This is a genomic window from Parafrankia discariae (assembly GCF_000373365.1).
Classification (GTDB): Bacteria; Actinomycetota; Actinomycetes; order Frankiales; family Frankiaceae; genus Parafrankia; species Parafrankia discariae.
The window spans coordinates 33,692-57,328 of the sequence record NZ_KB891103.1; the positions used below are offsets into that span (position 1 = coordinate 33,692).

Here is a 23,637-nt window from a genome sequence, read left to right on the forward strand (position 1 = left end):
ACTTCGACGAAAACTTCGCCGCGCGCGGCCGATAGGGATGCGCGGCCGGGTGGGGCGAGGTGCGGGGGTGCCGTGACCGGTGAGGTTGACTCCCGCCCTCGCGCGCCCCGCGCAGTCCGGCTCAGCCGGCTTCGCTCCGCCGCGGAACGGCAGATCATCGACATTCTCGACGACTGTCCCGATCTTCATCCGACCGACAGCCGGCTGCTGCTCCTGCGCAGATGCTCGGCCTGGTCCGGGCGGAGGCTGGGCGTCGCGGACCTGCCGCAGTCCCGGCAGTGGTTCGTCGACCTCGTGGGGCGGATCGGCCGCGAAGGTGACTTCGAAGGCCTCGTACAGGCCGTCGCGGACCTGACCCGGGATGACGTTCTGACAGCGCGCCTGCGACGGCTGGCCGACGAGTGGCAGGCCGCCGACGTGGCCGCCGACGCCCCCGAAGGGCTCTGGGAGGAGCTGCGGCACGAGCTCTCGATGGTGCCGGCCACCGAGGTGGCGGACGTCCTGCACCACGTCACGCAGGGCCGGCACAGCGGATTCGACAGCACGCACTGCGCGACGGCCTGGGATCTCCTGGTCTATCTGGCCGACCGGAGCGCGGCACCGGATCGGCTCCGCCCCCACGTCGAGTTCCTCGAACACCTCGTGGACCACATCGACCAGCGGGTGGCGCGGCGGATGGAGGCCTGGCACCGGGCCGCGGCCGGCACCTGGCAGGCGACGGCCGCGTTGCGTTCCCTGCAGCTGGGGCGGGCCGGTCACCCCGACCGGTCCGACCGGCGGCGGCAGGCTGTCCTGACCCTGCAGCTCGAACAGACCGGCACCAGAGACGATCTCTACCGGCTGCGGTGGTGGCACCAGTGGGACAGGTCGGACGACGTGTTCCACCCGGGCCCGCCCGACGTGGTGGCCCGCCCGGAGCTGGAGCGGGCGGTCGAGGCGGCGGTCGGGCTGTTCGAACGCTCGCTCGCGGGGCGCGGCGTGGAGGCGGTGATCGAGGTGATTCTCCCGTTCGGACTGCTCGGACTGCGGGTGGAGTCCTTCCTGCTGGACAGCGGGTCGGGGCTGCCGGCGCCCCTGGCGCTGCGTTACCCGGTCGTGCTGCGCAGCCTGGACCGGATGCGCCAGCCGGGGTGGCACCGGGTGTGGCGGTTGCGCTGGCAGGTACTCACCGAGGAACCCGACCGGGCCCGGGTCGTGCGCTGCGAGCCGGCCGGCGCCGGCCCGCACCACCTCGAGGCACTGCTGGTCACCGACGAGGGAGCCGTCGCCGTGGTGCTCGACAGCGGGCCCGACGCGTATCATCCCGCCCCGCGCCACGAACAGCTCCTGGTGGCGCTGCGCTGCGGGATCCCGGGCATTCTCTGGTCGTATTCCGCCGACGTCGGGGACGCCGCCGCGGACATCCACAAGTTCGCCGGAGCCCAGAATGTCGGCTCGCTTCCCGAGCGTGTCGCGTCGGCCCGGCGATCAGCTTTCATCGAATCCACCCAGGGCAATCATCTGGGAGGGTATCTTGCGCTGTTGTGGGATGACCCCGACAGGCAGCCGGAACGGGGGTTGGCCGGTTCCCCCGGCCGCCCCGCGAAGGGGGACTACCGTGACTGACGATATCCCCGCCTCCGCTCGGGTGAGTCCCGGCCACGACGCGGGCCCGGCAACGGTGCCGGGCTGGTGGTTGTTTGACGGTGGCACGGGGCCGGACGTGCGCGGCAACAACCGCGTCTGGCCCCCGGCACCGCCGTGGCGAGCCTTCAACGGAGGACCCGACCAGCCGGACCCACCGACGGAGGACGGCGAGGCGGCCCGGCGGCTCGGCGCGGGTGGTGTCCGGCTGTTGGACCGTGCCGCGCTCGGGATGGTGAACGCGGCCATCGTGCTGCGCCGCCCGCTGCTGGTGACCGGGAGTCCGGGCAGTGGCAAGTCGAGCCTGTCCTACCAGCTTGCCATGGGGCTGGGGCTGGGCCGGGTGCTGCGCTGGCCGATCACCAGCCGGAGCACCCTGCGCCACGGCCTGTACGACTACGACGGGATCGGGCGGGCTCAGGCGATGTTGGCCGCCGGCTCCGCCGGGGCGGTCCGCCAACCGCGGGACCCGGCGGACGATTCGATTGGCAGCGGTCGGACCCCGCCGGGCGCCGCCCCGCCCGTCGGGGACTTCGTGCATCTCGGCCCGCTCGGGACCGCGTTGTTGCCACACCACCGGCCCCGGGTGCTGCTCGTCGACGAGCTCGACAAGAGCGATGTGGATCTTCCCAACGACTTGTTGAATGTCTTCGAGGACGGTGAGTTCACACTCCCCGAGCTCGTACAGGTACGCGAGCTGACACCGCGGGCGCGGGTGAACACCGCCGACCCGGGCGGGAAGGCGACCGTGCACAACGGCGTCATCCGCTGCCACGAGTTCCCACTGGTGGTGATCACCAGCAACGGGGAACGTGAGTTCCCGCCGGCCTTCCTGCGCCGCTGCACCCGGCTCGACATTCCCGAACCCGACCCCGAGCGACTGGCCGAGCTGATCGCGGCGCACTTCCCGAAAGAGGTGCCCGGACGCGCCGAGCTCGTCGAGCGGTTCGCCCGGCGCCGGGCCGCCGCGGGCCCGCTCGCCGCCGACCAGCTTCTCAACGCGGCCTACCTGCTCGCCCTCGGCGCGGACGCCGACGGCCCCGACACCTGGTCCGACCTCCTCGATCACGTCTGGCACCGCCTCAGTTCCGACACGGATACCGGATGACGCCCGGGGGGGCCGACCCGGACCCAGCCGCCCGCCGGACGCCAGGTGACGGCGACGCGGCGACCAGCCCTCCGGCCGCTCGGCGCCTCCCGGTACCGACGGCGCGAGAGCACGCCGAGGCGCTGTGGCTGAGTGCCGTCATGGCCGAGGCGGGCGGGGAGCCCGGGGTCGGTGGCCCCGACGGCCCGCACCGGTCCCGGGAGGTGACACGACCGCGGCCGGAGCGGTCACCCGGCTCGGGCAACGAAAAACCCGACGGTGGAAACGCACGGGAAACGTCTCCACCAGACACGAACACCTCCGGCCCCTCCGCCGGCGCGAGATCAGGCGAATATTTTCCGCTGTCCTCCACCTATGACCGCGACATTGTTCTCGCGGTGCCCGGTTCGTCGGACACCCGAGGTCCCAACGGCCACGACGACGACTCCGACATCCTGTGGGGCGGACTTCCCTGGATGCGCTCCGGGAACGAAACGGCGTTCGTCGACGAGCGGTTACGGGCGGCGCGACACGGCCTGCGGTTCCTGCGGCAGGCCGTGCCCTCTAAGGTCGAAATGATGATGGACGAGGAGGCGACCGCGGAACGTCTCGTGCACGGCACGGGCCCGGTTCCGGTCCACACGCCGGCGCCGGAGCGCCGCTGGGACCTCGTCCTGCTGGTGGACGACAGCCCCTCCATGCAGGTGGCCTGGCTCGACATCGTCCCCCGCCTCGTCAGGTTCCTCGTCCGCGAGGGGGTGTTCCGTGACGTCCGGCTCCGGTTCTTCGACGGCGAGGCGGAACGGCCGGGCCAGGTCAGCCTGCGCCCCCGGTCACAGGGCACCGGGGCCGCGCGGTCTCCGCTGGAGATTTTCGACCCGACCGGGCGCAGCCTGATCTGGGTGCTGACCGACGGGATCGGGCATGGGTGGCGCAACGGCGTCCTTCATGATCACCTCTGGCGCTGGGGTCGCCGGCTACCGGTCGCCGTACTGAACCCGCTGCCCACCCATCTCTGGCATCTCACCGGACTGGCCCCCCAGCGGCTGCGGCTGGTGGGCGGCTCCCCCCATCTGGGCTCACCCGGGATGAGCTGGGACTACCAGGACGCGTGGGCCGGGCTGGCCGTCGACGTCCGCGCCGGGAGCGCGGCGGTGGCACCCGTGCCCGTTCTCGGCCTCGACGGGGAGAGCATCACCGGCTGGGCTCGTTTCCAGGCGGGGCGGCACGATCGCCGGCTGGACGTCTCAGCCGTGCTCGCGAGTCCGCTGGCCGCGCGCGGCGATCAGGAACCCGAGCCGGACCTGGCATCCAACGACGCGCCGACGCCGCTGGAGATCGTCCGGCGGGCGCGGGCGGCGCTGAGTCCCGCCGCGTTCGACCTCGGGGTGCAGCTGGCGGCGGTCCCGTTGACCCGGGACGCGATCCGGATGGTCTGCGACCTCGTCCCGCGCGCGGGACGGGCCGAACTCGGCGAGATCCTGGTGCAGGGCCTGCTGCGGCCGGTCCGCGGCCCCGGCGCGCGCCACCCGCGGCGGCCCGGCGAGATCGCCTTCGAGCTCGACGCGGACGTCCGGGCCGAGCTGCTGGCCTGCGGCAGGAGATCGCAGACCGTGCGGACCTGGCGCTCGGCCGGCCGGCTGCTGAGCCCGGCCGTGGCAGCCGTACGGCACGTCGACACCGTGCTCGACGACCCGGCGGGTGTCCCACTGCCTCTGATCGACCCGAGCACCGTGCCGTACGTACGGGTCGAGCAGGCGGTGCTAGGAGCGCTCTCGGGGCGGTACCGCACCCGTGCGCAGCAGCTGCGCGACGCCCTCTCGCGGGCCGACCGGGCGTGGCGGGGCACGGATCCGCCGGATCACCCACCGTCCTCGGGCCCCGGGGCCGAGAGGGGAGAGTCCCCACGCCGGGACTTGGGCGACACCAACCCGGTCTCGCCGCACGGCGTGTCAGCACCACCCGACCAGCGGACACCTGCCGTTAATGAAACCGTGACCCAAAGTAACGATCTCATGCCTGCGCATACACCGACCGCACGCCAGCCTGAAGATCCTCCAGGTAGTGCGGTCAGCGCTGTTTCCGCTGACCCCGGAGGAGGGGACGTGCCGCTGTCCAACGCGCCGTCGACCACGACCAGCTCGACCACGGCGAACGGCACACCCGAGGACCGACTCCCGGCGCGGCGCGGCGGCAGCCAGCCAGCCGTTTGGGGCAACATACCACAGCGTAATCATAACTTCACCGGAAGAACCAATCTTTTGGTAAACCTTCATCAGCGACTACAGTCCGGAACCACGGCCGTACTACCCGAGGCGCTGCATGGCATGGGCGGGGTCGGAAAGTCGCAGCTCGCCATCGAATACGTGTACCGACACGTCGCCGACTACGACCTTGTCTGGTGGATTCCGGCCGAACGGCCCACCCAGATCAGCCAGGCCCTCGCGGAACTCGCCGTGCGTCTCGGCCTCGGCGTCGGCCAGGAGGCCAATGCCGCCGTCCCCGCCGTGATCGAGGCGCTCCGCGTCGGCAGACCTTATGGCAACTGGCTGCTCGTCTTCGACAACGCCGACGAGCCGCGGACGGTCCGCGACTTCTTCCCGACGGGGGGCAAGGGCCGTATTCTGATCACCTCCCGTAACGCGCAGTGGGCCGGCGCCGCTCATGCCCTCGAGGTCGACGTGTTCAAACGGGGCGAGAGCGTGGAACTGCTCCGACGACGGATGATCTCGGTCGGTGACGGGGACGCCGACCGCCTCGCCGATGCGCTCGGCGACCTGCCCCTGGCGATCGAGCAGGCCGCGACCTGGCTGGCCGAGACCGGGATGCCGACCGACGAGTACCTACGCCTGTTCGAGGGCAAACGGCGGGAACTACTCGGTACGGCACCGCCGCTGGACTACCAGATGCCCGTCCGGGCGGCCTGGAACGTCTCTCTCGACCGGCTGGCGACCTCCAACCCGGCGGCGCTGCGGCTGCTGCAGGTCTGCGCCTACTTCGCGCCGGACCCGATCCCCCGCCAGGTCTTCCGACGCGGGCGGCACCTGTCGATCGTGCCCGAGCTCGACGCCGCGCTGCGGGACTCGTTCAAGCTCAACGAGGCGATCCGGGAGATCAACCGCTACGCGCTGGCCCGTATCGACCACCGCACCAACTCGCTGCAGATGCACCGGCTGGTCCAGGCCGTCCTCATCGACCGGATGAACCCGGACGAGCGGGAGACCATGCGTGGCGGCGCGCACAGCCTGCTCGCCGCGAGCGATCCGGACGAACCGCAGAACCCGGAGTCGTGGGCCGTCTATGCCGAGCTGTACCCCCATGTGATCGCGGCCGGCGCCGTCGAGGGGCACGACCCGCTCATCCGCGACCTCCTGGTGAACGAGGTGCAGTACCTGTGGAAGTGGGGGGATCACCAGCAGGGCCTCGAACTCGCCCAGCAGGCGTACGACAGCTGGCGGGTCGCCCTGGGCGACGAGCACCCGCACACCCTGGCCGTGGGCGGCTGGCTCGGCTGGCTGCTGCAGGTGGTCGGTGACTACGAGCAGGCGGTGCCCATCAACACCCGGGTGCTGGAGCTCTCCGAGCGGGTGCACGGCCCCAACCATCCGGAGACCCTCGCCGCGTTCGCCAACGTCACCATGGACCGCAAGTTCAGCGGAGACTTCACCGGAGCGGTACGGCTGAGCGAGACCGCCTACGCCCGTGCGGTGAACGCCTACGGACCCGACCAGCCGCAGGCACTGAACGCCGCGCACAACCTCGCGGCCGCGGTCCGGCTGACAGGCGACTTCCGGCGGGCCCACACGATCGACGACGAGACCTGGCGCCAGCGCTGTCTGGTGTTCGGCGAGGACGACGGCCCCAGTCTGGACTCCTACAGCAGCCTCAGCCTCAACCTGCGCGAACTTGGCGACTACCACGGCGCGCTGAGCCGCCAGGAAGACCTGTTCGCGCGGCAGCGCAGACGGCTCGGGACGGAAAACCATCCCGACGTCCTACGGGCGCTGCGCCATCTCGCGATCGCCCAGCGCAAGGCCGGCAACCATGAGATCGCGCTGGAATCGTCGCGGCTGGCGCTGGACCTGCTGCGGGCCCGGTACGGGCCGGACCACCCGGACACGCTCGCGGCGGTCCTGTCCCACTCGATGGACCTGCGCCACAACGGCGAGCTCGACGAGGCGCAGCGCCTGTGCGAAGACGCCCGGGATCGCTTCACGAGCACCCTGGGGCCGGCCCATCCGCACACGCTCGCGGCCGAGACGAACCTGGCGGTGATCTACCGGCTGGCCGGCGACGCGGACACCGCCTACGCGACCGACGCCCGGGTGTTCGACGCCCTGACCCGCGGGCTCGGCCCGGACCACCCGGTCGTTCTGATCTCGGCGACCAACCTCGCCAGCGACCACTACGCCCTCGGACGCCCGGAGGAGGCCCGGGTCCTCGACGAGGACACCGTCACCCGTTCCCGGGCCCGTCTGGGCGCGGAGCATCCCTCGACACTGGCGGCGCTGGCGAACCTGGCCATGGACCTGCGCGCGCTCAAGGCCACCGACGAGGCCGAGATCCTCCACGCGGAGGCGATCACCGCCTTGACCAGCGCGCTCAGTCTCGAGCATCCGGCCACGCAGGCCGCGACGAGCTGGGTGCGGTCCGACTGCGACATCGATCCGATGCCGCTGTGACTCCACCGTGGCGGTGACAGGGGCTCACCCGGACCGGTCAGCACCGCGGTCCGTGAGCCCCGTGCCGGGACGGACGACGGCGTCGTCCCGGCACGGGGCCGGCTGCTCCTCCAACGACGCGAGGCAGGCGGAGAGGCCCGCGTGGGCCCGCTCGTCCGCCGGGTTCGCCCGCAGCAGCTCGGCGTAACCGTCCCGGGCGTTCCGGAGGTCTCCCGCGACGAGCCGCCAGTCGGCGGCCAGGACGCCGGTGCGCGTGTCCGACGCCCGGCTCGCCCGTCGCAGGAAGTCACCCTGATCCAGCAACCACAGACGGCAGAGTTCGGTGACCCCGTGGAGTAGGGCCGGTGGGGCTGCCCACGGGCCACCCGCCCGCGCCGACGCCGGACCGTCGCCCCCGTCCGGTCGTCGGTCTTTGTGTCGCAGGCGCCAACGGATCCGGTGCGCGTCCCGGGCCAGGCCGGCGAGGTTTCCCGCCTCCACGGCGACCGGTTCTCCCAACATGCCGTCCACCCGCAGGGCCAGACCGGCGGCGAAACGATGGCCCGCCCTCGTCAGGTCCGGATGGTCGCGAACCTGGCGCAGTGCCTCGGCGACCTGCCCCCGGGCCAGCGCGAACTCGAAGTCGGCGTGCGTCCGCGCCCGCGCCGACACGACCGTCCGCGACACCCGCCAGAACTCCGCCACCTCCAGGAAGGCGACGATCCCGTGCAGCATGCCCTTCAACGGCCGCGGGTCGTCACGCCAGGGCGCGTAGCCGGTGGGGCCCGGGCGGGGTTCCAGCAGCTCAACCATGCGAAGCAGCGCGCCGAGACGCGCGTGCTGCAACTCGTGCAGCAGGGTCTCCGCGAGCCAGGTCTCGTTGTCGGGTTCGGAGAGGCTGACGGCGCCGACGGCGTCCCCGCTGGAGGCGCTGTTGAGCCGGAAACGCCCGCGGCCCGGCAGCGGGGCGAGCAGCAGGGGCGTCCTGGTCAGTACGGCGGCCTGCCGGGGGAACCGGTCGACCAGGATTTTCCAGGCGCCCGTCAGCATCGACTCCCAGCGCCGGGCCGACTCCGCGGAGAGCCGCACCGGACGCGTGGGTGCGCTGCTGTGCCGGAAGGGGTCGGCGTCCTCGAGCGGCGCCGTGAGCACGAGGCCGTTCACCGTCACCCGCAGCGTCCGGGCCGGCCGCCAGGTCTCGCTGGCCCGCGCCGCATCCGAGCACAACGGATGGTCCGGCGCGCCCCGGAGCCGACCGCGCTCGTGGTGGAGGGTCACCGCCGACCAGACGTGGCGGGTGGGCAGGTCGCCGGAGCCGACCGTCGGCAGTACCAGTACCCGGTGCCGAACCGGGACCGGGAGGATGAAGTCCACGCCGGCCCGGACGGCCGCCGCCGCGGCCACGGTGTGCAGGTAGCCGAGATCCACCCACAGGGGCGTGTCCGAATGCGCCAGACCCAGCAGCCGACTCAGGGTCCGGGCCGCCCAGCGCCCGACGGGCGGATGCGCGAGCACGGCGTGTACCTCGTCGGGAGCCCGGTCCTCGGCCACTTCGAGCAGGTCCCACGCGACGTCGAGGGGCGGCAGGGGCCCATCGGAACCGGAGGCCGCGCGTCCGTGGTCGAGCAGGGCCCGCAGCAGCAGGCGGCGCCGGTTCTGCTCCGAGCGCCAGAGAACGCGGCTGGCCTCGCCCTGATCCGTTCCCGCGGCGAGGGAGTCGAACGCCCGGGCGGAAAGGCGCAGTACCGGAGGCGAGCCTCTCGCCGGAGACCGACGGATGTCTCCCGCGTCGGACGACGTCCCGTTCGTCACAACAGCGGGTTTCGGATTCCCCCGATCAGCCGGCTGTCCGGATCGTCGATCCCGGAGAGGACGCGGCGCAGTCCTTCGGTCATCTCGCTGTCATCGCGATGGCGCAGATCGCGGAGGCCGAGAGCCATGAGATCCGTGGATGACCACTCAATGTCGGCCGGACTTTGTGTCATCGACGCCGAGCTCCTCTCAGGCGCGACCACCCGAAGCCAGGGTGGCGCGTGATGCCCGCGACGGCACCGCTGGACGCCGACGCACAAGCGGATTCGCTGCGAGAAGTGTCGCACGCCGTACCCGCGGACGCCGCTGATTCCCGCCCTCGGACAAACAGGCACCGAGATTTACGGACGGCCCGGAAACCGAGACGGGAATTACTGCTGTCGAGCAATCCCGGGAAGGTCGTGGCGGATGCGGCGGCTCCCAGGTCGGCGGAGACCGGGGCTACGGGAAGCCAGGGACGCCACCGAGGGACGGAGCGGCCGAGCGGCAGGCCGGCCGGGGAGCCGGGGCGGCGGCGGAGACCGCCGGGAGACGGAGCGGCACGGAGCGGCGCAGACCCGGACCTGCCGGCGGCCGGGGCGGCGAGCCTCCGGTGACCGGTGCGGCGTGCCCGGCGGACCGGGCTGCCGCACGCCATACGCTCGACGGATGACGGAGCAGCGGCGGTCGCGGGGCGCCCTCGCCGGTGGGGTCGGGGTCCTGGTCGCCGTCGCTCTCGGGCTGGCGGCCGTCAACGGCTCCGACGAGGCCACGGAACCCGACGCCGGGACGGACCGGGGCCGGGCGACATCGACCGGCACTCCCGCCAACGGTGACGCCGCCTCCGGCTCCGCCACTCCCGACCCTGGCGAGGCCACTGCCGGAGCCGCTCCCGACGCCGCGGCGGGGGCACCCGGTGGCGCTGACGGTGCCCGGTCGGCCGCGGGGGCGCCGTACTGCGGTTCGAGCCGCTACGTCGAGGAAATCACCCTGCAGCGATGGGCGGGCGGTGACTTCCGTATCTCCGTGTGGCCCACCGAGGACGCCCGGCACGCCGACGACCGGGACGGCGCGAGTGCCGAGATCTGGCAGGCCGTCCAGGGCTGTGTCGGCGCGGTGGACCCGGCGGTCGCGGAGAGCCTGCAGGACCAGCTGCGCTGTCACGAGTCCCTCGCCCTGGTCCCGGGCCGCGGCGGCGAGGAGTACGCCACCGGCGACAGCTTCGACGTGGAGAGCTGGCGGCCGACCCCCGGGCGCCGCCGCTGGATCTCGACCCGTTGCGGCAACACCCTCGGCACCGACCCGACCAGCGCTCCCCTACCCGCCGAACGCCCGGACGGCATCCCCCCGCAACACCGGACCTCCGGAGAACACGCCTGACCCGAACTGTGGCGGTCCGGTGTCACCATGGACTCACTCAACCGCCGCACATCGGATACGTCCGCCAGGGCCCCGCCTATTTCGATTTATTGGTTGCTTGAATTGGTTGGGGTGAAGGTGGGGTGTGGAAGGCTCGGGAGGTTTGGGATGGGGTTTTTGACGGTGGCTCGGCGGGTGGTTCCTGCGGATGTGTGGCTGGGGCGGGAGCGGGTGATGGTGCCGGCGCGGTCCTTCTGGCGGCGGGTGTGGGAGCGTCGGGGGATCGACATCACCGCGTCGATGGCCGCGGCGCCGTGTCTGGTCGTGGCCCCGCATCCCGACGACGAGACCCTGGGCTGCGCGGTGGCCATCCTGCGTAAACGCGCGGCCGGGACGCCGGTGACCGTCGTGGTGGTGAGCGACGGGGCCCGTGGCGGATCGGCGGCAGGCACGCCCGCGGAGCTCGCCGAGGTGCGCCGGGGTGAGGCGCGGCGGGCCTGCGCTCGGCTCGGAGTCGCCGAGACTGATGTGATCTTCCTGGGATTCCCGGACTCCGAGCTGTCCGGGTGCGTCGACAGCGTCGCGGCCCGGATCGGCGAGGTGATCAGCGCCCGGTCCCCCGCGCAGATCCTGGCACCGGCCTCGTGCGAGGGACATCCCGACCACGATGCCACCCACGAGGCGGTGCGCCGCGCGGTGCGGGCGGGCGGCTTCGGCGGGGAGGTCCTCGAATACACCGTGTGGCTGTGGACCCACTGGCCGTGGACCCTCGGCCATGGGACGGAGAACTGGTCGGCACGGCGGCTCCTGCTGGCACCGGTCCAGCGAGTGCGTGAGCGGCGCCCGCTCCTGGTGGACGCCCGTGGCCTGCGGGAACGGCAGAAGCTCGCCCTCTCCGCGCACGTCACGCAGGTCGGGCCCGGCGCGGCGGGCGGGCGGCGCCCGGGTCCGGGGGCGCCGCTCACCGGGTCCCTGCTGGCGACCTTGGAGAGTCGGTACGAGATCTATATGGCGGCCGACGGTCTGCGGCACCTCGATTTCGACCGTCCATGGCGGGCGGGCGAGGCTCCGGGCACGGCGCGGCCGCGTCTCCCGCCGCCGGGTCCCGGAGGGGCCCGTGGTCCGAACCGTGATCCGAGTCGTGATCACGCCCCTTCTCCTGCTCCCACGTCTGTTCCCAGCCCGGCTGTCCCTCCCGGCCCGGCCGCCGGCCTTCCTGATCTCGGATCGAGGTCCGGTTCCGGTTCCAGTTCTGGGGATGGATCTGGCCCATGATCCGGTCCCGGACGCGGATCCGATCGTTGAACTCGACGATTCCCCGCAGGTAGGCCGCCTCCTTCCGGCGGGCGATGGCCTGCGGGTCGAGCTCGGCGATCCCCAGTCGCCCACGCTCCCCGACGGCGGCCGCCCGGCCGGCGTCGAGGAGGAAGGGAGCCAGCGCGCCGGCGAGCGCGCCCGGGTCACCGGTCTCCACCACGCTGCCCGCCCCCCAGCGCTGCACGAAGGGAGCGATCCCGGTCCGCGTCGTCACGACCACCGGGCGTCCGGCCGCCATCGCCTCGGCCGCGACGATCGAGAAGCTCTCGAACCGACTCGGCACGGCCACCACCCGGGCGTCGCGATAGACGTCGCGGACCGCACGCCCCGCCAGGTGCCCGCCGAACTCGACGTCGAGACGCAGCTCGCGGGCCCGACGGGCCAGCCAGGTACCCGACGGCACGCCCTCGATCACGCCTGCCGAGCGCCCGACGACCGCCAGCCGGTGGGCGACGCCGGCCGCGCGCAGCCGCGCTGACGCCTCGAGCAGGACGTCCACCCCCTTGTACGGTTCGAGCCGGCCCACCACCGCGATGGTCGGCTCGGTGCCGCGCGCGTCCGGGATGTCTCGCCACGGGCCGGCGTCGAAGAGGTTCGGGATCACCTCGACCTCGCGGTCGCCGAGCCAGCCGTCGCGCCGCAGCTCGTCCACAAGAAGTTGCGACGGGGACGTGACGACGGCGGCCAGTCGCGCGGACGCGCGGTCCAGCCGATCCGCCAGCTGGCCGCGCACACCCACCGGCTGTCCGGCCATCCGGACTGTGAGCATCGTCGGGCAGTGCAGGTGGATCGCCAGCGGACGGGTGCGGCAGAGGGCCTCGATCAGCCCGCGCGTCTCGCCGTCCTGCGTCTCGATCACGTCGGGGCGCAGGCCGATCTGGCGTATCCAGGTGCTGTAGGAGAGCGTGAGGCTCGCCCGCAGCGCCAGCGAGTCGCGCGGATGGAGCGGCCCCCGCAGCCGCGAGCCGAACCCGCCCAGCGCCCGGGTGATCGGAACCTGCAACCGCGGACGTCGGTGCACGTGTACCCCGCGCTCCACGGTGTCGGTGAACTGGCGGCCCTGGGCACAGAGGACGTGGACGTTGTGCCCGAGTCCCACCAGCGCCGCCGCGAGTGTGGCGGTGTAGGTACCCGCGCCGTCCCAGACGATGGGCGGGTACTGCTCGCACAAAAAAAGGACGGATAACGCGCGGAAAGTTCCGAGAAGGCCCATAGCTCCCCAGATCCCACCCTTCAACGAAGGTGGTTAAATTAAGTCAGCGCACATACGTTACGGCCGGCGACCTTGGCGGGAGCGGCTGACGTATCGGATTCGTCACCAGCGTTAACCGCCATCCGAATTTCGGTACCGGCCGTCACCAATCTTCGTTACGCACGGAATGCCGCCGGTTCGCGCGGAATGACCACCGCGGGTGTCAGTGGGCGGCGATGCCGGTCAGCGAGACGTCCAGGGTGGGTTTCGCGTTGGCCGGGAGCCACTGGTCGGCGTCGTCGGGGCCGCTCCCGGCACGGTTCTGGGGACCGTTCGCGGGACCGCCGCCGGTGTCCGTGGGCAGCCGGCGCCAGCCCAGCCCGGGGGCGAGCAGGGAGAGGTCGCCCCCGGGGCGGCGCACCAGGGGGAACCGGTCCTCCCAACCCGCGCTCGCCGGGCCGGTACCGTCGGCGAACCCGACCACGAGCTCGGCCGGCAGCGACGCGCCGGCGGTTCCGACCTCATCCGGCCCGGTGCCGCTACCGGTGGTGAGCACGAACGTGTGCGTGACCGTCGCGGGGCCGTCCCGGCGGACGGCTGTCGGCAGCGTACGGGCCTGCCCGCCGAGGCGGACGTACAGCCGGGCCTCCCCCGGCCCCGCTGGTGCCGGCGCGGCGGCGCCAGGGATCCGTACCCGCACGCGGATCTCGACGCGGCTCCCGGTGACCTGCCTCAGCGGCACGAAGGACCCCCGGAAGCTGCCCGGGACCGCCGGGTCGGCGATCTCGTCCGGCCGTAGGCGGAACATCGCCCGGCCCGGCACCCGGTCCGGCAGCGCGGCCGAACCGGGCCCGATGTCCGCCGCGAAGACGACGGGTCCGTCGAGGTCGGGCGAGTTCCGCAGCGAGTGGTAGGGGACCTGCGTGTAGCGGCTCGGGACCGTCGGCGTCACCAGCACCACGGCCGGCCCGCCCAGGTCGTCCGGGAGCAGTGCCGCCAGGAACTCGTTGCCCTCGTTGACCCCGTGCTGCACGTCGATCCGGGGCTGCAGGGTCGGCACCGTGATCGCGACGAGCCCGGCGACGGCGAGCGCCGCAGCCCCCGGACGGACCATGCGCCAGGCCAGGCCGCGCGTGGTACCCGGCACGGATGCCCCCGGGCGGCGGAACAGCGACCCCTGCGTCGGGAGGAGCGTCCACAGCCATCGGGCGCCGTCGGCCGCGAGGATGACGACCGGGGTGAACGCGGCCAGGTGGTAGTGCGGGCCGAGGCCGTCGCGCAGGCCCGGCATCGCGAACGCGGACCCCCACCAGAACGTGTAGCCGGCCAGCACCGCGCCCGTCGTCGCGATGAGGAACAGGCGCTCGAGCCGCCGCCGCGGCGCCAGAACGCCCACGACGGCCAGCGCGATCAGCGCGGCGCCGCCGAAGAACCAGCTCGGCGCCACCTCGAGGGTCTCCTGGAGGGCGTCGAGCGCCAGCCGGCGGGTGAACAGGAAACTCGACTCGGACGGCAGGATCCGGCGCGGGCCGAAACCGAATCGGTCCAGTGGATCGGAGGCCGACAGTGGCATCCGCAGGGGCGATCCGGTGACATACCAGCAGTAGGCGAGCAGGACGACGAGCAACGGCAGCGCGCCGACCACCGCCCAGCCCGAACGCCGCAGCAGCGTCCCGAGCTCGCGCCGTCGCCGCCCAGCCGCGAGCACGACCACGGGAAGGACCACGAGCACGACGTCGAACGGCCGGATCAGCAGCACCAGCCCGACGCCCGCTCCGCCGCCGATCAGGGCGGCCCGCGCCCCCGTCCGCGCACCGCGCAGCAGCTCCGCGCTGGCCAGGACGAGTACGGCCGCGCCCGGGGCGTAGGCGAGCGGAAGGGCCGTGTGCAGGAGGACCAGCGGCGAGAGCGCGACGCCCGCAGCGGCGGCCACCGCGCTCCAGTCGTGGTCGAAGAGCTCGCGGGCGAGGCGGTACGTCCCGACGACCCAGACCCCGGCGGCGGCGGCTGGCGCCACGGTCATCGTGCCGAACAGCGCCTGGGACAGGGCGAGTAACGCCGGCCAGCCGGGCAGGTACTTGGTGAACACCCGGCCGTCGTGCACACCCGTCAGCCACGGCCGGAAGAACGGTTCGACGGCGCTCGCGTCCAGGGTCAGCCGTCCCTCGAGCAGCATCCGCGCCTGGAGGATGTACGCGGCCTCGTCCGCGTCACCGGAGCCATCCGGGTAGAGCGTGGCCCGCAGGACCAGGCTCGCGACGAAGGACAGGAGCGCGACCACCGCGACGACGCCGGCCGGCGACCGGAAGCGGAACGACCGGACCCGCCGGAACAGCCGCAACGGCCAGACCCGCGGGACTGTGGGCGTGCCCGGTCCGGCCGGCTCCGTGGGACCGGCGCCGCCGGCCAGGTCGGCGGGTGCGTCCGGGAGCGTCCCGGCGGTGCTGTCCGCCGTGGCAGGACCACCACCGGTCGACGCGCCGACCGGGGAGTCGACAGTCATCGGCGGCGGCGGCGGGGGGCGGCGGCGGCGGCCGTCATGGTCGCGCCGTGATCCGGCGCGGCGCGTTCCCGGTCATCCGTGTCAGCCCCATCCAACCTCGATCGCATCATTCATCCGCGATCTGTCGATCACACCGAATATGCCGTCCGCAGCGCCTGAAATGATAAGAAACCACTCTGGGACGGTCGAAACCGGGGTTCGGGGCTCGGCACCGCGCGTCCGTCGGGGTACCCCGACGGACGTCGCGACCCGGCGGACATGGGCAGCCCGACGAAGGGGTCTGACAGGACCTGGGTGGCTCGGCAGCGACGGACGGGCGACGGGACGTGGTGGGCCCGCGGAGATGGTGGCCGACAGACCTGGAGGCCGACAGGCACGGGTCGGCCGACGGACACGGGTGGCACGGTCGCCGTGGCGCCCCGGTCACCGTCCGGCTGACAGCCTGGACCGCCCGCCCTGCCCGCCCCGGTGGCCCCGGTCTCAGATCATCGACAGTCCGGGTCCGGAACAATCTTCGTGTTGGCCGAGGGAAGGTAGCCGTCGTCGTCGGCGAAATGTGTGGTCGTGTAGCCGCGGAGGCCGTGGCCGACGCATTTCGTGGCCAGGTTCCCGAAGTGATCCGGAAAATTGAACACCTCGGCCGCCGTGTCATCCCCGCGCCGGTTCAGGACGGGCGCGTCACCCATCCCCCGCTTGTCGTCGTCCAGGCGGCAGCCGCCGACTGCTCCGGACGCGGCGAGGACCACGAGGGCGGCGGCCGCGCAGGCCCGTCGCCCGTGGTGCCCGCGACGCGGTCCGTGTTTCCCGCGCCCCCCGTGTTCCCTGCGCTCCTCGCGATTCCCGTGCGTCGAGCCGGCCGCCGGACGCACCGATCGCCGTCGGGAGTCGCGAGCAGCGAGCCCCATCAGCTGTCTCCCCCCACGTCCCCTGGCGGGGTGAGTGGCGGTGAGCCGGGCGGCGGGGAGCTTGTCGAGGGCGCGGGGGTCGCGTCCGAGGTCGCGCACTGTGGATCGGGAACGATCTCGATGTTCGACGGGGCACCCTTGTTGGTTGTCACATAGGCCCGGTAGCCGTGGCCGACGCATTTCGTGGCCAGGTTCCCGAAGTGATCCGGAAAATTGAACACCTCGGCCGGCGTGTCATCCCCGTGCCGGTTGAGGACGGGTGCGTCACCCATCCCCCGCTTGTCGTCGTCACCGCATCCGGACAGGAGTACCAACAGTGCCGCACAGGTCGCCGTCGCCCCCGCTCGCGAGAGGATACGTCCCATGCCGGCCACTATCCCTCCGGATCACCACGACCCATGGTGATTGTCTCCTCCGCGACATCGCCGAACCGCGGGCATACGGTCGCGGACATACGGTATGGCCGTGACTACTCCGACGGCTGAAGCCGCCGGCTTCTCAGGCCGCTTCCGCGTCCTGAAGGGGCCGCCCGGCCCGAAGGATGTTGACGGCCGCGTTCGCGTCAGCGTGCGCCGTGTGCCGTGTGCCCGCACGCGACACAGCCGAACTCGGCCTGTGTCCTGCGGTTGTCGGCGTGGCAATGCCCACAGACCGCGCAGGTACGGGAGGTGTTGGCGGGGTTCACTTCGACGACGACACGTCCGGCGCTTTCAGCCTTGGTCTGCAAGATCGCAAGGAACACCCCCCATCCCGCGTCGAGAATGCTCTTGTTGAGTCCGGACCTGGCGGCCTGCCCGTTGGGGAGGAACTGGCCGGGCTGGTCCGGGTCGGGTCTGGCCTTGGCACGGCGGGTCATGTTGGCGATCTGGAGTGCTTCGACGGCGATCAGGTCGTGGTCGCGAACCAGAGTGAACGCGGTCTTGTGCGCAAGGTCGAGCCGCTGGCGGCGGACCTTGCCGTGCAGCGCCGCGACCCGGGCAACCGCCTTGCGGCGACGCTTCGACCCGCGCCGCTTGCGGGCGAGGTCACGCTGAGCGTCGGCGAGACGGCCAGCGGATGCGGCGAGGTAGCGCGGGTTACCGATGTGCCGGCCCTCGGAGGTGGTCGCCAGCGACGCCACACCCATGTCGACACCGACCACAGCACCGGTGGCCGGCAGTGGCTCGGCGGGCACGTCGTCGCAGGAGAGGACCAGCTACCAGCGGCGACCTTCCCGCCTGACACTGATCGTCTTTACGGTGCCGCGTACCGGCCGGTGCTGGTTGACCTTGACGTGGCCGACACCCTGGAGCCGTACCCGGGTCTGGGTCGGGTGGTCGGGGTCGGAGTCCCAGCGACAGCCGTCGCCGTCCTTCGGCCAGTCGACGGTGTCGAACCAGTTCCGGCCCTCGAACCTCGGGTAGCCGGGCGTCTCCCCGGGCCTTGACGCGGCGGAAGAACGCGGCCATCGCCTTGTCGGGGCGGCGCAGGGTGGCCTGCTGGGACGAGTACGACCAGCGGGCCTGGTCCGAGTCGAACGCCCGGATCTCGGAAAGCCGCCCGGCCTGCGCGACGTAACGGACCGAGGTCTTCGACGGGTGCCGGTAGGCCTCGCGCCGCTCCTGGAGTGCGGCGTTGTAGAGCGCCCGTTGCGGAAAAAGGATCTCGCCGCGCTCGCGGCCGGCGGCAAGACGGCATCGAACGGTTCGATCCTGGGTGTGCGCGTCGCCGTCGAGGCCTGGCTGCTGCGCGCCCCGAAACGCGCCGCGAAGGCATATCCGGAAGCTCGGTGACATTCCGCCGGCCAGCGGGCTGACGTCCAGGCTGTCGATTCTCCCGGGCGGAGGCGTTACAGTCACCGCCATGGCGTCCGTCCACGATTCCGGCCCAGACGGCTGTTACTCGTGCGACTGCAATGCGGCGCTCACCGATCTGCCGCCGCGGCAGCGAATCCTCGTCGGCGCCGGATGGCGGGTCGCGCACGCGATCAACTGCGCACTGCCCGGATGGTTGGTCGTCATCGCCCGCCGTCACATCACCACGGTGGCCGAGCTGGACGCGGCGGAGGCCACCGAGATGGGTCTCGTCACCTGGCGGCTGAGCCGAGCCCTGACCGAGGTCACGGGATGCGCGAAAACGTACGTCGCGGCATTCTCCGAGGCGGCGGGATTCACCCACCTCCATGTTCACGTCGTGCCCCGCGCACACGGTCTACCGGCGGATGAACAGGGCCCGGCGGTGTTCACCCACCTCCGCCGGCCAGCCGCGGAATGGGTACCCGAGGGCACGATGGACGACCTCGCCGGGGCCCTCGCCGCGCGGATCGCGGCCCAGCCCTGACCGGCGCCGCGGCAGCTTGGCCCGGCCGCCTTCGCACCCGGGGCCTGACCGACCACGCTGATTTGCCAGGCCAGGCCAGGCCGGGCCGGGCGGCCGCGGCCGCTCAGCGGTTGCGCAGGCGTTCCACCGCGCGGCGGTCGCGTTTGGTCGGACGTCCCGTCCCGCGGTCGCGAGCCGCCATCACCGGAAGGCGTTCCGGGGGCGGCGGGCTGTTGTCGAGGTAGCATTCGGCCGCCACGGCGGCGCCCACCCGCTTGGTGAGGACCTTGGTGACCACGACGACGCGCTCGTAGCCGGCCTGGCGAAGGCGCACCTCGTCGCCGGCGCGGACCATCCGGGCCGGCTTGACCCGCTCGCCGTTGAGCCGGACGTGCCCGCCGCGGCAGGCGTCCCCGGCCTGCGTCCGCGTCTTCACCAGCCGGACGGACCAGATCCAGATGTCGATCCGAGTGCTCTCCTCCACCGACGTCATAACGAGGACTCTACGAACCGGCCGCCGTCGGAGGAGTCCCGCCGGACGAGTCCCATCAGTACCCGCATGCGACGATGACCCGGGAATGATCGGGTTCGATAGCCTCGCGACCATGGCGGGGGAGGAACTGCACCTGCGCGGCGCCGACGGAGCCCGCCGGGCAAAACTGTGGCTGGAGGCCACGACCCGCGCGAACGTCTACTACGTCACCCCGGAACCGGTGGCGGTCGCGAAACTGAGCTACCAGTGGGCGGACGGGCGCGGCTTCTCCTACGACCTGGGCGGAGTGCTGCTCGGCGGCGAGTTCCAGGGCCACGAGTTCGTCGCGGAGTCGAAGTTCTACAACGGTCATCACAACCAGGGAACGCTTTACGTGGAGTTTCTCGCGAAGTGTTACCGGGCGCTGTCGTTGCAGCCGGCCCGCATCGACCACTTCATGTGGATCACCTGGGCGCCGTTCCTCGTGACCCGCTGGCCGGACCTGTGCTCACCGAACGAGGTCAGGTCCGCCGTCCACACGCATCACCGGAGGGTGTTCGGCCACCCTCCTGACCACGACGGCGGCCTCGTCTCGGACGAGATCTGCGAGAGCGTCGCGGAGCGCCTGTGGATCATCGTACTCTCGGAGCGTCAGGAGAAGCTGGTCATCTCCGCCGAGAACCTGAATATACTCCGAGGCATCGGCACCGAGAGGGGAGCCAGGTGACCACCCCGACCTACGCCGCCGAGCTGGAAGCCGCGTTGAGTATCTCCAGCACACAGGAGAGTGTCGGCGGCATCAAGGCCGTCGTCGCCAGAGAGATACAGGCGACCGACTCCTCCGTGCGAATCCGGGACACCGGGTATTTCAACCACTCTTATATGCCCGACTTCGTCCTCGAATGGCCGGACGACGTGGCCGCCGGTCAGCGTTTCATGTACCTGAAGTTCGGCGGGGACGTCGACTACTTCGTCCGGGACGTCGCCCTCGTCGAGGACCGCGAGCCGATCGTGTTCAGCATCGGGCGCTACCGGAACTCAGCCGACGCCCACGTTCGCCTCGCCGCGGAGGCGGGCACCGCCAACACCCTGCTCACCGACGCCGACGGTCTCGCCACGATGATCGAACGGCGGGACCGCTCCCCCGACGTCAGAATCATCTCGACAGCGTTGACGCAGGACGGCCGCGGTGTCCTCGACGCCGTGAACGCCTCGGCCATCGCCGACGGCTTCAGCCGGGGCATCGATGCGGCGCGTGCGCTCGCGGTCGAGGGAACCAGGCGGGCCACCGAGATCGTCGCCGCCAGCCTGCGCCGCCGGCAGTCCCGGCTGTTGAACCAGTTCCTCCAGGCCGTCTGGGTCGGTTCCGGGGGAAACATCGCCGGGTTTCCGGGTGTCCGCGATCTCTCCGGTGAGGTCACCGACGCCGCCCTGGAGTTCCTGCTCACCGGCGAGGAGATAACCGATCCGGTGTTCTGGCGCCGACTCGGCCGCCACGCCAGCCTGGAACAGATCGCACGGCTGAACGTCGATTCCGCGACGCCGAACCTGCAGCACTACGTCACCCAGAACATCAGCGAGCTGCGGGCTCGTTCCTATCAGCTTCGGTCGATCTCAGGAAACGTCACGGATGACAACCGTCCGTTCGAGTGGAGAATCGAGCGGAAACTGCTCGCGCTGCGCGCCCAACGCTTCATCGCCTACCTGGACGGCCAGCCGGCCGATCCACCCGGAAAGGATTCCGGTGGGCGGTCCGACGGTGTTCCGCTGGCCGGCCTGCTGAACCGGGCCACCGGAACCGCCGTGGCCGAGCTGGAGATCGCGGCGGAGGGCCGGACCATCGTCTACCGCGGCGAGGACAACATCGACATCGCGCGGGACGAGCGGCTCGCCGCGCTCGCCGAGTCGCTCGGGCCGGCTGCCCGGGTCACGAAGGCGCGGCTCCCGCTCGCCGAGGACCGCAGTCTCGTCTGCGACTTCACGACCCAGGTCGCCGCTCCACGTGGCCCGAGCAGAATGCCGGTCACCGATCTGCTCGCCAGCCTCCCGCTGCTGCGGGAGCTCACCGCGACGGAGTCGGATCGCCTCCGCGCGCTGCTCGAACCGCCGGCGGATCCGGCTCCTCCGCACGAGGCCGAACCCGGGGGCGTCGAAGAGCACTGAACGGACCACCTGGGATCGCCGTCAGCGCGACGACGAGCGCGGCGATCATCAGGGCCGCGGGCACGAACAGCGTGTCCTGGCAGGCCTCGGCAAGCCGGGCAGCCGCCGGGCCGTCCACCACGGTCGGCAGGACGCCCTCGCCGCCGGCCGTGTCGCCCCCACCGGCAGCGCCGGCAACGCCCTGGGCGGTGAGGCCGGCCGCGAGCACGACGGAGGTCAGGGCGGTTCCGATCGAGACACTCACCTGGTTGGTGATGGTCAGCAGCGTGCTGCCGGACGGCGCGTCCCGATCGCTCAGGTACCGCAACGCCGTCGTGATCGTCGGCATGATCGTCGAGCCCGCGCCGACCCCCATGACGGACATCGCCAGCACCATCTGCCAGTACGGGGTGTCGACGCCGAGCAACAACGTCGCGGTGAGCAACCCGCAGGACGCCGTCACGATCCCGAAGCCCACCACGCGGGCGGGCGGAACCCGGTCGACCATCCGGCTCGCCACCTGCAGCGAAACCCCGGTCGCGAGCGCCTGCGGGATCGCCAGCATCCCCGTCTCCGCGGGGCTGAGCCCCCGCACGAGCTGCCAGTAAAGCGGCAGGACGAACATCGAACCGAAGTAGGCCGCCGCGAACAGCGCCAACGTCGCCGTCCCTGACGCGACAGCCCGCAGCCGCAACAGCGCGACCTGGACCAGAGGTGCGCGCATCCGGGCGGCCCGAACCACGAAGATCGCAGCCAGCGCGAGCCCGACGAGCGCCGGCACGAGGACACCCGCCGAGGCCACGGTGCCCCGCCGCCCGCTCTCCGCCAGCCCGTAGACGAACAGCGCCAGCCCCGGCACCACAAGCGCCAGCCCTGGGACGTCGAGCCGCCCGTCAGCACTCTCACGCGTGCCGCTCCGCTGGACGGCACCCGCGGCCGCGGTGACCGGGCGCAGGACTCGGCTCGCGAGCAGGAGCGCGGCCAGGCCCAGCGGCAGGTTGACCAGGAAGATCCACCGCCAGGAGATGTCGACCAGCCAGCCGCCCAGCGTCGGCCCGATCACCGGCCCGACGAGCACCGGCAGACCCAACAGGCCCATGGCGCGCCCGCGCCGTTCCGGCGGCGTGGCCCGCAGCACGATCGTCATCGCCACCGGGCTGACCAGGCCACCACCGATCCCCTGCACCACCCGGAAGGCGATGAGCGCGCCGATGTTCCACGCCAGACCGCAAAGCACCGACCCCAGCACGAACAGACCGAGGGCCGCCATGTAGACACGTCCGGAACCGAACCGCGCCACCAGCCATGCCGTCGTCGGGACGGTAACGGCAAGCGCCAGGGTGTATCCCGTCGAAACCCACTGGATCACCGGCAGCGAAGTACCGAGATCCGCCGCCAGCGTTCGGATCGCGACATTGATGATCGTGATATCCAGAACGACGAGCAGGCCACCGAGCACGAGCACTGTGAACACCAACCCGGTGCGCGGCGGCCCGGCCGAGCCGGATGGCGCGGATCGCCCACCCGGCTCCCCTCGGATCCCTTCCCTTTCCCCTTCCGCTCGCGGCTCCCCTGCCTCCTGCGGCTCCCCTGCCTCTTCCGGCCCCGCCAAGCTGCCCAGATCACTGCTCACAACCGCGCCACCCCTCCCGCCCGGCCCCGCCAAGGGCATCACCCCGCCACCGACCACCCCACCCTCACACCTAAACCGAAGTAGAGGTCAACCCCAGCCCCTCACCCCCGGTCGCACCCTCCAAAAACATGTGTGGCGGGTGAATGAGTCCATGGACTCATTCACCCGCCACACATTCAGCCGAACGTCTACGTGCTCCGGGTTGAAGGGTCAGGGGTGGCTGGATGCCCACGGCCTGCTGTCGCTGGTTTCGGGTTTTTGGCGGTTTCGGGGCGGCCGGACATTCCGATCTTCGAGAGAGGGCCGGCCCCGTGGTTCTTCTGCTGAGATAAATCGGGTACCGCATATCGCAGGGCGCCGGGTCTTTTTTCTGGTGGCGGAGTCGACGTTCCGGCAGGTCCATGAGCAGTGGCCGGGGCGGCCACGACCGGGGCCGGGGGCATCGCGCCCTCCTGGCCCAACGGCCGGGCCGTCGTCGGGGTACCTGACAGTTCCCCCTTTCAGATAAAGATCTTTAAGGCGTACTCGGGACCGTGTCACCAGCCGGCGGCGGCGTGCTCGGGGTACTGGGGGTACTGGGGGTACTCGGCGTGCTCGGCGTGCTCGGCGTGCTCGGCGTGCTCGGCGTGCTCGGCGTGCTCGGCGTGCTCGGCG

16 protein-coding genes and 2 pseudogenes are annotated in these 23,637 nt (G+C 71.8%); 9 read left to right on the forward strand and 9 right to left on the reverse strand.

All coding sequences use genetic code 11. The features are described from left to right. Window positions 1–72 precede the first annotated feature (72 nt). From B056_RS0102250 to fxsT, 3 genes are all read left to right on the forward strand, one after another. Window positions 73–1,605 carry a VMAP-C domain-containing protein gene (locus B056_RS0102250; protein ID WP_018500276.1) on the forward strand — a complete coding sequence of 511 codons (1,533 nt, stop codon included), beginning with the start codon at window positions 73–75 and terminating at the stop codon, window positions 1,603–1,605. Window positions 1,606–1,702: 97 nt separating this feature from the next. Beyond that, the gene (locus B056_RS34755; RefSeq protein WP_018500277.1) at window positions 1,703–2,731 is read left to right on the forward strand and encodes an AAA family ATPase; all 1,029 of its coding nucleotides are present in this window, start codon (window positions 1,703–1,705) and stop codon (window positions 2,729–2,731) included. Continuing rightward, window positions 2,728–7,392 carry an FxSxx-COOH system tetratricopeptide repeat protein gene (gene fxsT / locus B056_RS0102260; protein WP_063826594.1) on the forward strand — a complete coding sequence of 1,555 codons (4,665 nt, stop codon included), beginning with the start codon at window positions 2,728–2,730 and terminating at the stop codon, window positions 7,390–7,392. Before B056_RS34755 ends, fxsT begins: the two co-directional genes overlap by 4 nt. Window positions 7,393–7,416: 24 nt before the next feature. On the opposite strand, the gene B056_RS0102265 is transcribed toward fxsT, so the two are convergent. Next, complete coding sequence (locus tag B056_RS0102265; RefSeq protein WP_018500279.1) at window positions 7,417–9,183, reverse strand: HEXXH motif domain-containing protein; 1,767 nt, start codon at window positions 9,181–9,183, stop codon at window positions 7,417–7,419. Beyond that, window positions 9,180–9,356, reverse strand: coding sequence for a hypothetical protein (locus tag B056_RS43895; protein WP_230202779.1), 177 nt, complete (start codon window positions 9,354–9,356; stop codon window positions 9,180–9,182). Before B056_RS43895 ends, B056_RS0102265 begins: the two co-directional genes overlap by 4 nt. 475 nt (window positions 9,357–9,831) lie before the next feature. On the opposite strand from B056_RS43895, the gene B056_RS0102275 reads away from it, so the two are divergent. Further along, entirely contained in the window at window positions 9,832–10,542 is a 711-nt protein-coding gene (locus B056_RS0102275) for a DUF2599 domain-containing protein (protein ID WP_018500281.1), read from the forward strand. A 279-nt stretch (window positions 10,543–10,821) separates the two neighbouring features. Beyond that, a pseudogene (locus B056_RS43900) lies at window positions 10,822–11,208 on the forward strand (PIG-L deacetylase family protein); the annotation flags it as partial. A gap of 274 nt (window positions 11,209–11,482) precedes the next feature. Here B056_RS43900 and B056_RS0102280 read toward each other — a convergent pair. From B056_RS0102280 to B056_RS45900, 5 genes and pseudogenes are all read right to left on the reverse strand, one after another. Then, window positions 11,483–13,009, reverse strand: coding sequence for a glycosyltransferase family 4 protein (locus B056_RS0102280; RefSeq protein WP_018500282.1), 1,527 nt, complete (start codon window positions 13,007–13,009; stop codon window positions 11,483–11,485). Window positions 13,010–13,253: 244 nt separating this feature from the next. Beyond that, window positions 13,254–15,533 (reverse strand): DUF6541 family protein, encoded by a 2,280-nt coding sequence (locus B056_RS0102285; protein ID WP_018500283.1) that lies wholly within the window; start codon window positions 15,531–15,533, stop codon window positions 13,254–13,256. A gap of 485 nt (window positions 15,534–16,018) precedes the next feature. Then, window positions 16,019–16,279 carry a hypothetical protein gene (locus B056_RS0102290; protein ID WP_018500284.1) on the reverse strand — a complete coding sequence of 87 codons (261 nt, stop codon included), beginning with the start codon at window positions 16,277–16,279 and terminating at the stop codon, window positions 16,019–16,021. 158 nt (window positions 16,280–16,437) lie between these two features. Continuing rightward, the gene (locus tag B056_RS43905) at window positions 16,438–16,803 is read right to left on the reverse strand and encodes a hypothetical protein (protein ID WP_230202780.1); all 366 of its coding nucleotides are present in this window, start codon (window positions 16,801–16,803) and stop codon (window positions 16,438–16,440) included. 133 nt (window positions 16,804–16,936) lie between these two features. After that, window positions 16,937–18,066: pseudogene (locus B056_RS45900) on the reverse strand (RNA-guided endonuclease InsQ/TnpB family protein); the annotation flags it as partial. Between B056_RS45900 and B056_RS42310 the strand changes: the two are divergent. Together B056_RS42310 and B056_RS0102305 are read left to right on the forward strand one after the other, a co-directional pair. After that, entirely contained in the window at window positions 18,016–18,210 is a 195-nt protein-coding gene (locus tag B056_RS42310) for a hypothetical protein (RefSeq protein WP_195905823.1), read from the forward strand. The pseudogene B056_RS45900 and the gene B056_RS42310 sit on opposite strands and share 51 nt — an antisense overlap. 70 nt (window positions 18,211–18,280) lie before the next feature. Then, window positions 18,281–18,757: an HIT family protein gene (locus B056_RS0102305; RefSeq protein ID WP_018500288.1), complete on the forward strand. Its 477-nt coding sequence runs from the start codon at window positions 18,281–18,283 to the stop codon at window positions 18,755–18,757. A 103-nt stretch (window positions 18,758–18,860) separates the two neighbouring features. Here the strand turns inward: B056_RS0102305 and B056_RS0102310 are convergent, their stop codons facing one another. After that, a complete protein-coding gene (locus tag B056_RS0102310) occupies window positions 18,861–19,229 on the reverse strand; it encodes an RNA-binding S4 domain-containing protein (RefSeq protein ID WP_018500289.1) in 369 nt (122 codons plus the stop codon). An 85-nt stretch (window positions 19,230–19,314) separates the two neighbouring features. Here B056_RS0102310 and B056_RS0102315 point away from each other — a divergent pair, with 85 nt between their 5' ends. Continuing rightward, window positions 19,315–19,935 (forward strand): hypothetical protein, encoded by a 621-nt coding sequence (locus B056_RS0102315; RefSeq protein WP_018500290.1) that lies wholly within the window; start codon window positions 19,315–19,317, stop codon window positions 19,933–19,935. Further along, window positions 19,932–21,371, forward strand: a complete 1,440-nt coding sequence (locus tag B056_RS0102320; protein ID WP_018500291.1) for a hypothetical protein — start codon at window positions 19,932–19,934, stop codon at window positions 21,369–21,371. The genes B056_RS0102315 and B056_RS0102320 overlap by 4 nt, the downstream gene beginning before the upstream one ends. Here B056_RS0102320 and B056_RS0102325 read toward each other — a convergent pair. Continuing rightward, a complete protein-coding gene (locus tag B056_RS0102325) occupies window positions 21,271–22,815 on the reverse strand; it encodes a DHA2 family efflux MFS transporter permease subunit (protein ID WP_018500292.1) in 1,545 nt (514 codons plus the stop codon). The genes B056_RS0102320 and B056_RS0102325 overlap by 101 nt on opposite strands. Window positions 22,816–23,637: the final 822 nt, after the last annotated feature.

Excerpts from the sequence above, each read along its gene's own strand:
- B056_RS0102315 (WP_018500290.1), top strand. The coding sequence starts at position 19,315 with ATGATCGGGTTCGATAGCCTCGCGACCATGGCGGGGGAGGAACTGCAC.
- B056_RS0102285 (WP_018500283.1), bottom strand. The coding sequence starts at position 15,533 with ATGACTGTCGACTCCCCGGTCGGCGCGTCGACCGGTGGTGGTCCTGCC.
- B056_RS0102310 (WP_018500289.1), bottom strand. The coding sequence starts at position 19,229 with ATGACGTCGGTGGAGGAGAGCACTCGGATCGACATCTGGATCTGGTCC.
- B056_RS43905 (WP_230202780.1), bottom strand. The coding sequence starts at position 16,803 with ATGGGACGTATCCTCTCGCGAGCGGGGGCGACGGCGACCTGTGCGGCA.
- fxsT (WP_063826594.1), top strand. The coding sequence starts at position 2,728 with ATGACGCCCGGGGGGGCCGACCCGGACCCAGCCGCCCGCCGGACGCCA.
- B056_RS43895 (WP_230202779.1), bottom strand. The coding sequence starts at position 9,356 with ATGACACAAAGTCCGGCCGACATTGAGTGGTCATCCACGGATCTCATG.
- B056_RS0102275 (WP_018500281.1), top strand. The coding sequence starts at position 9,832 with ATGACGGAGCAGCGGCGGTCGCGGGGCGCCCTCGCCGGTGGGGTCGGG.
- B056_RS0102305 (WP_018500288.1), top strand. The coding sequence starts at position 18,281 with ATGGCGTCCGTCCACGATTCCGGCCCAGACGGCTGTTACTCGTGCGAC.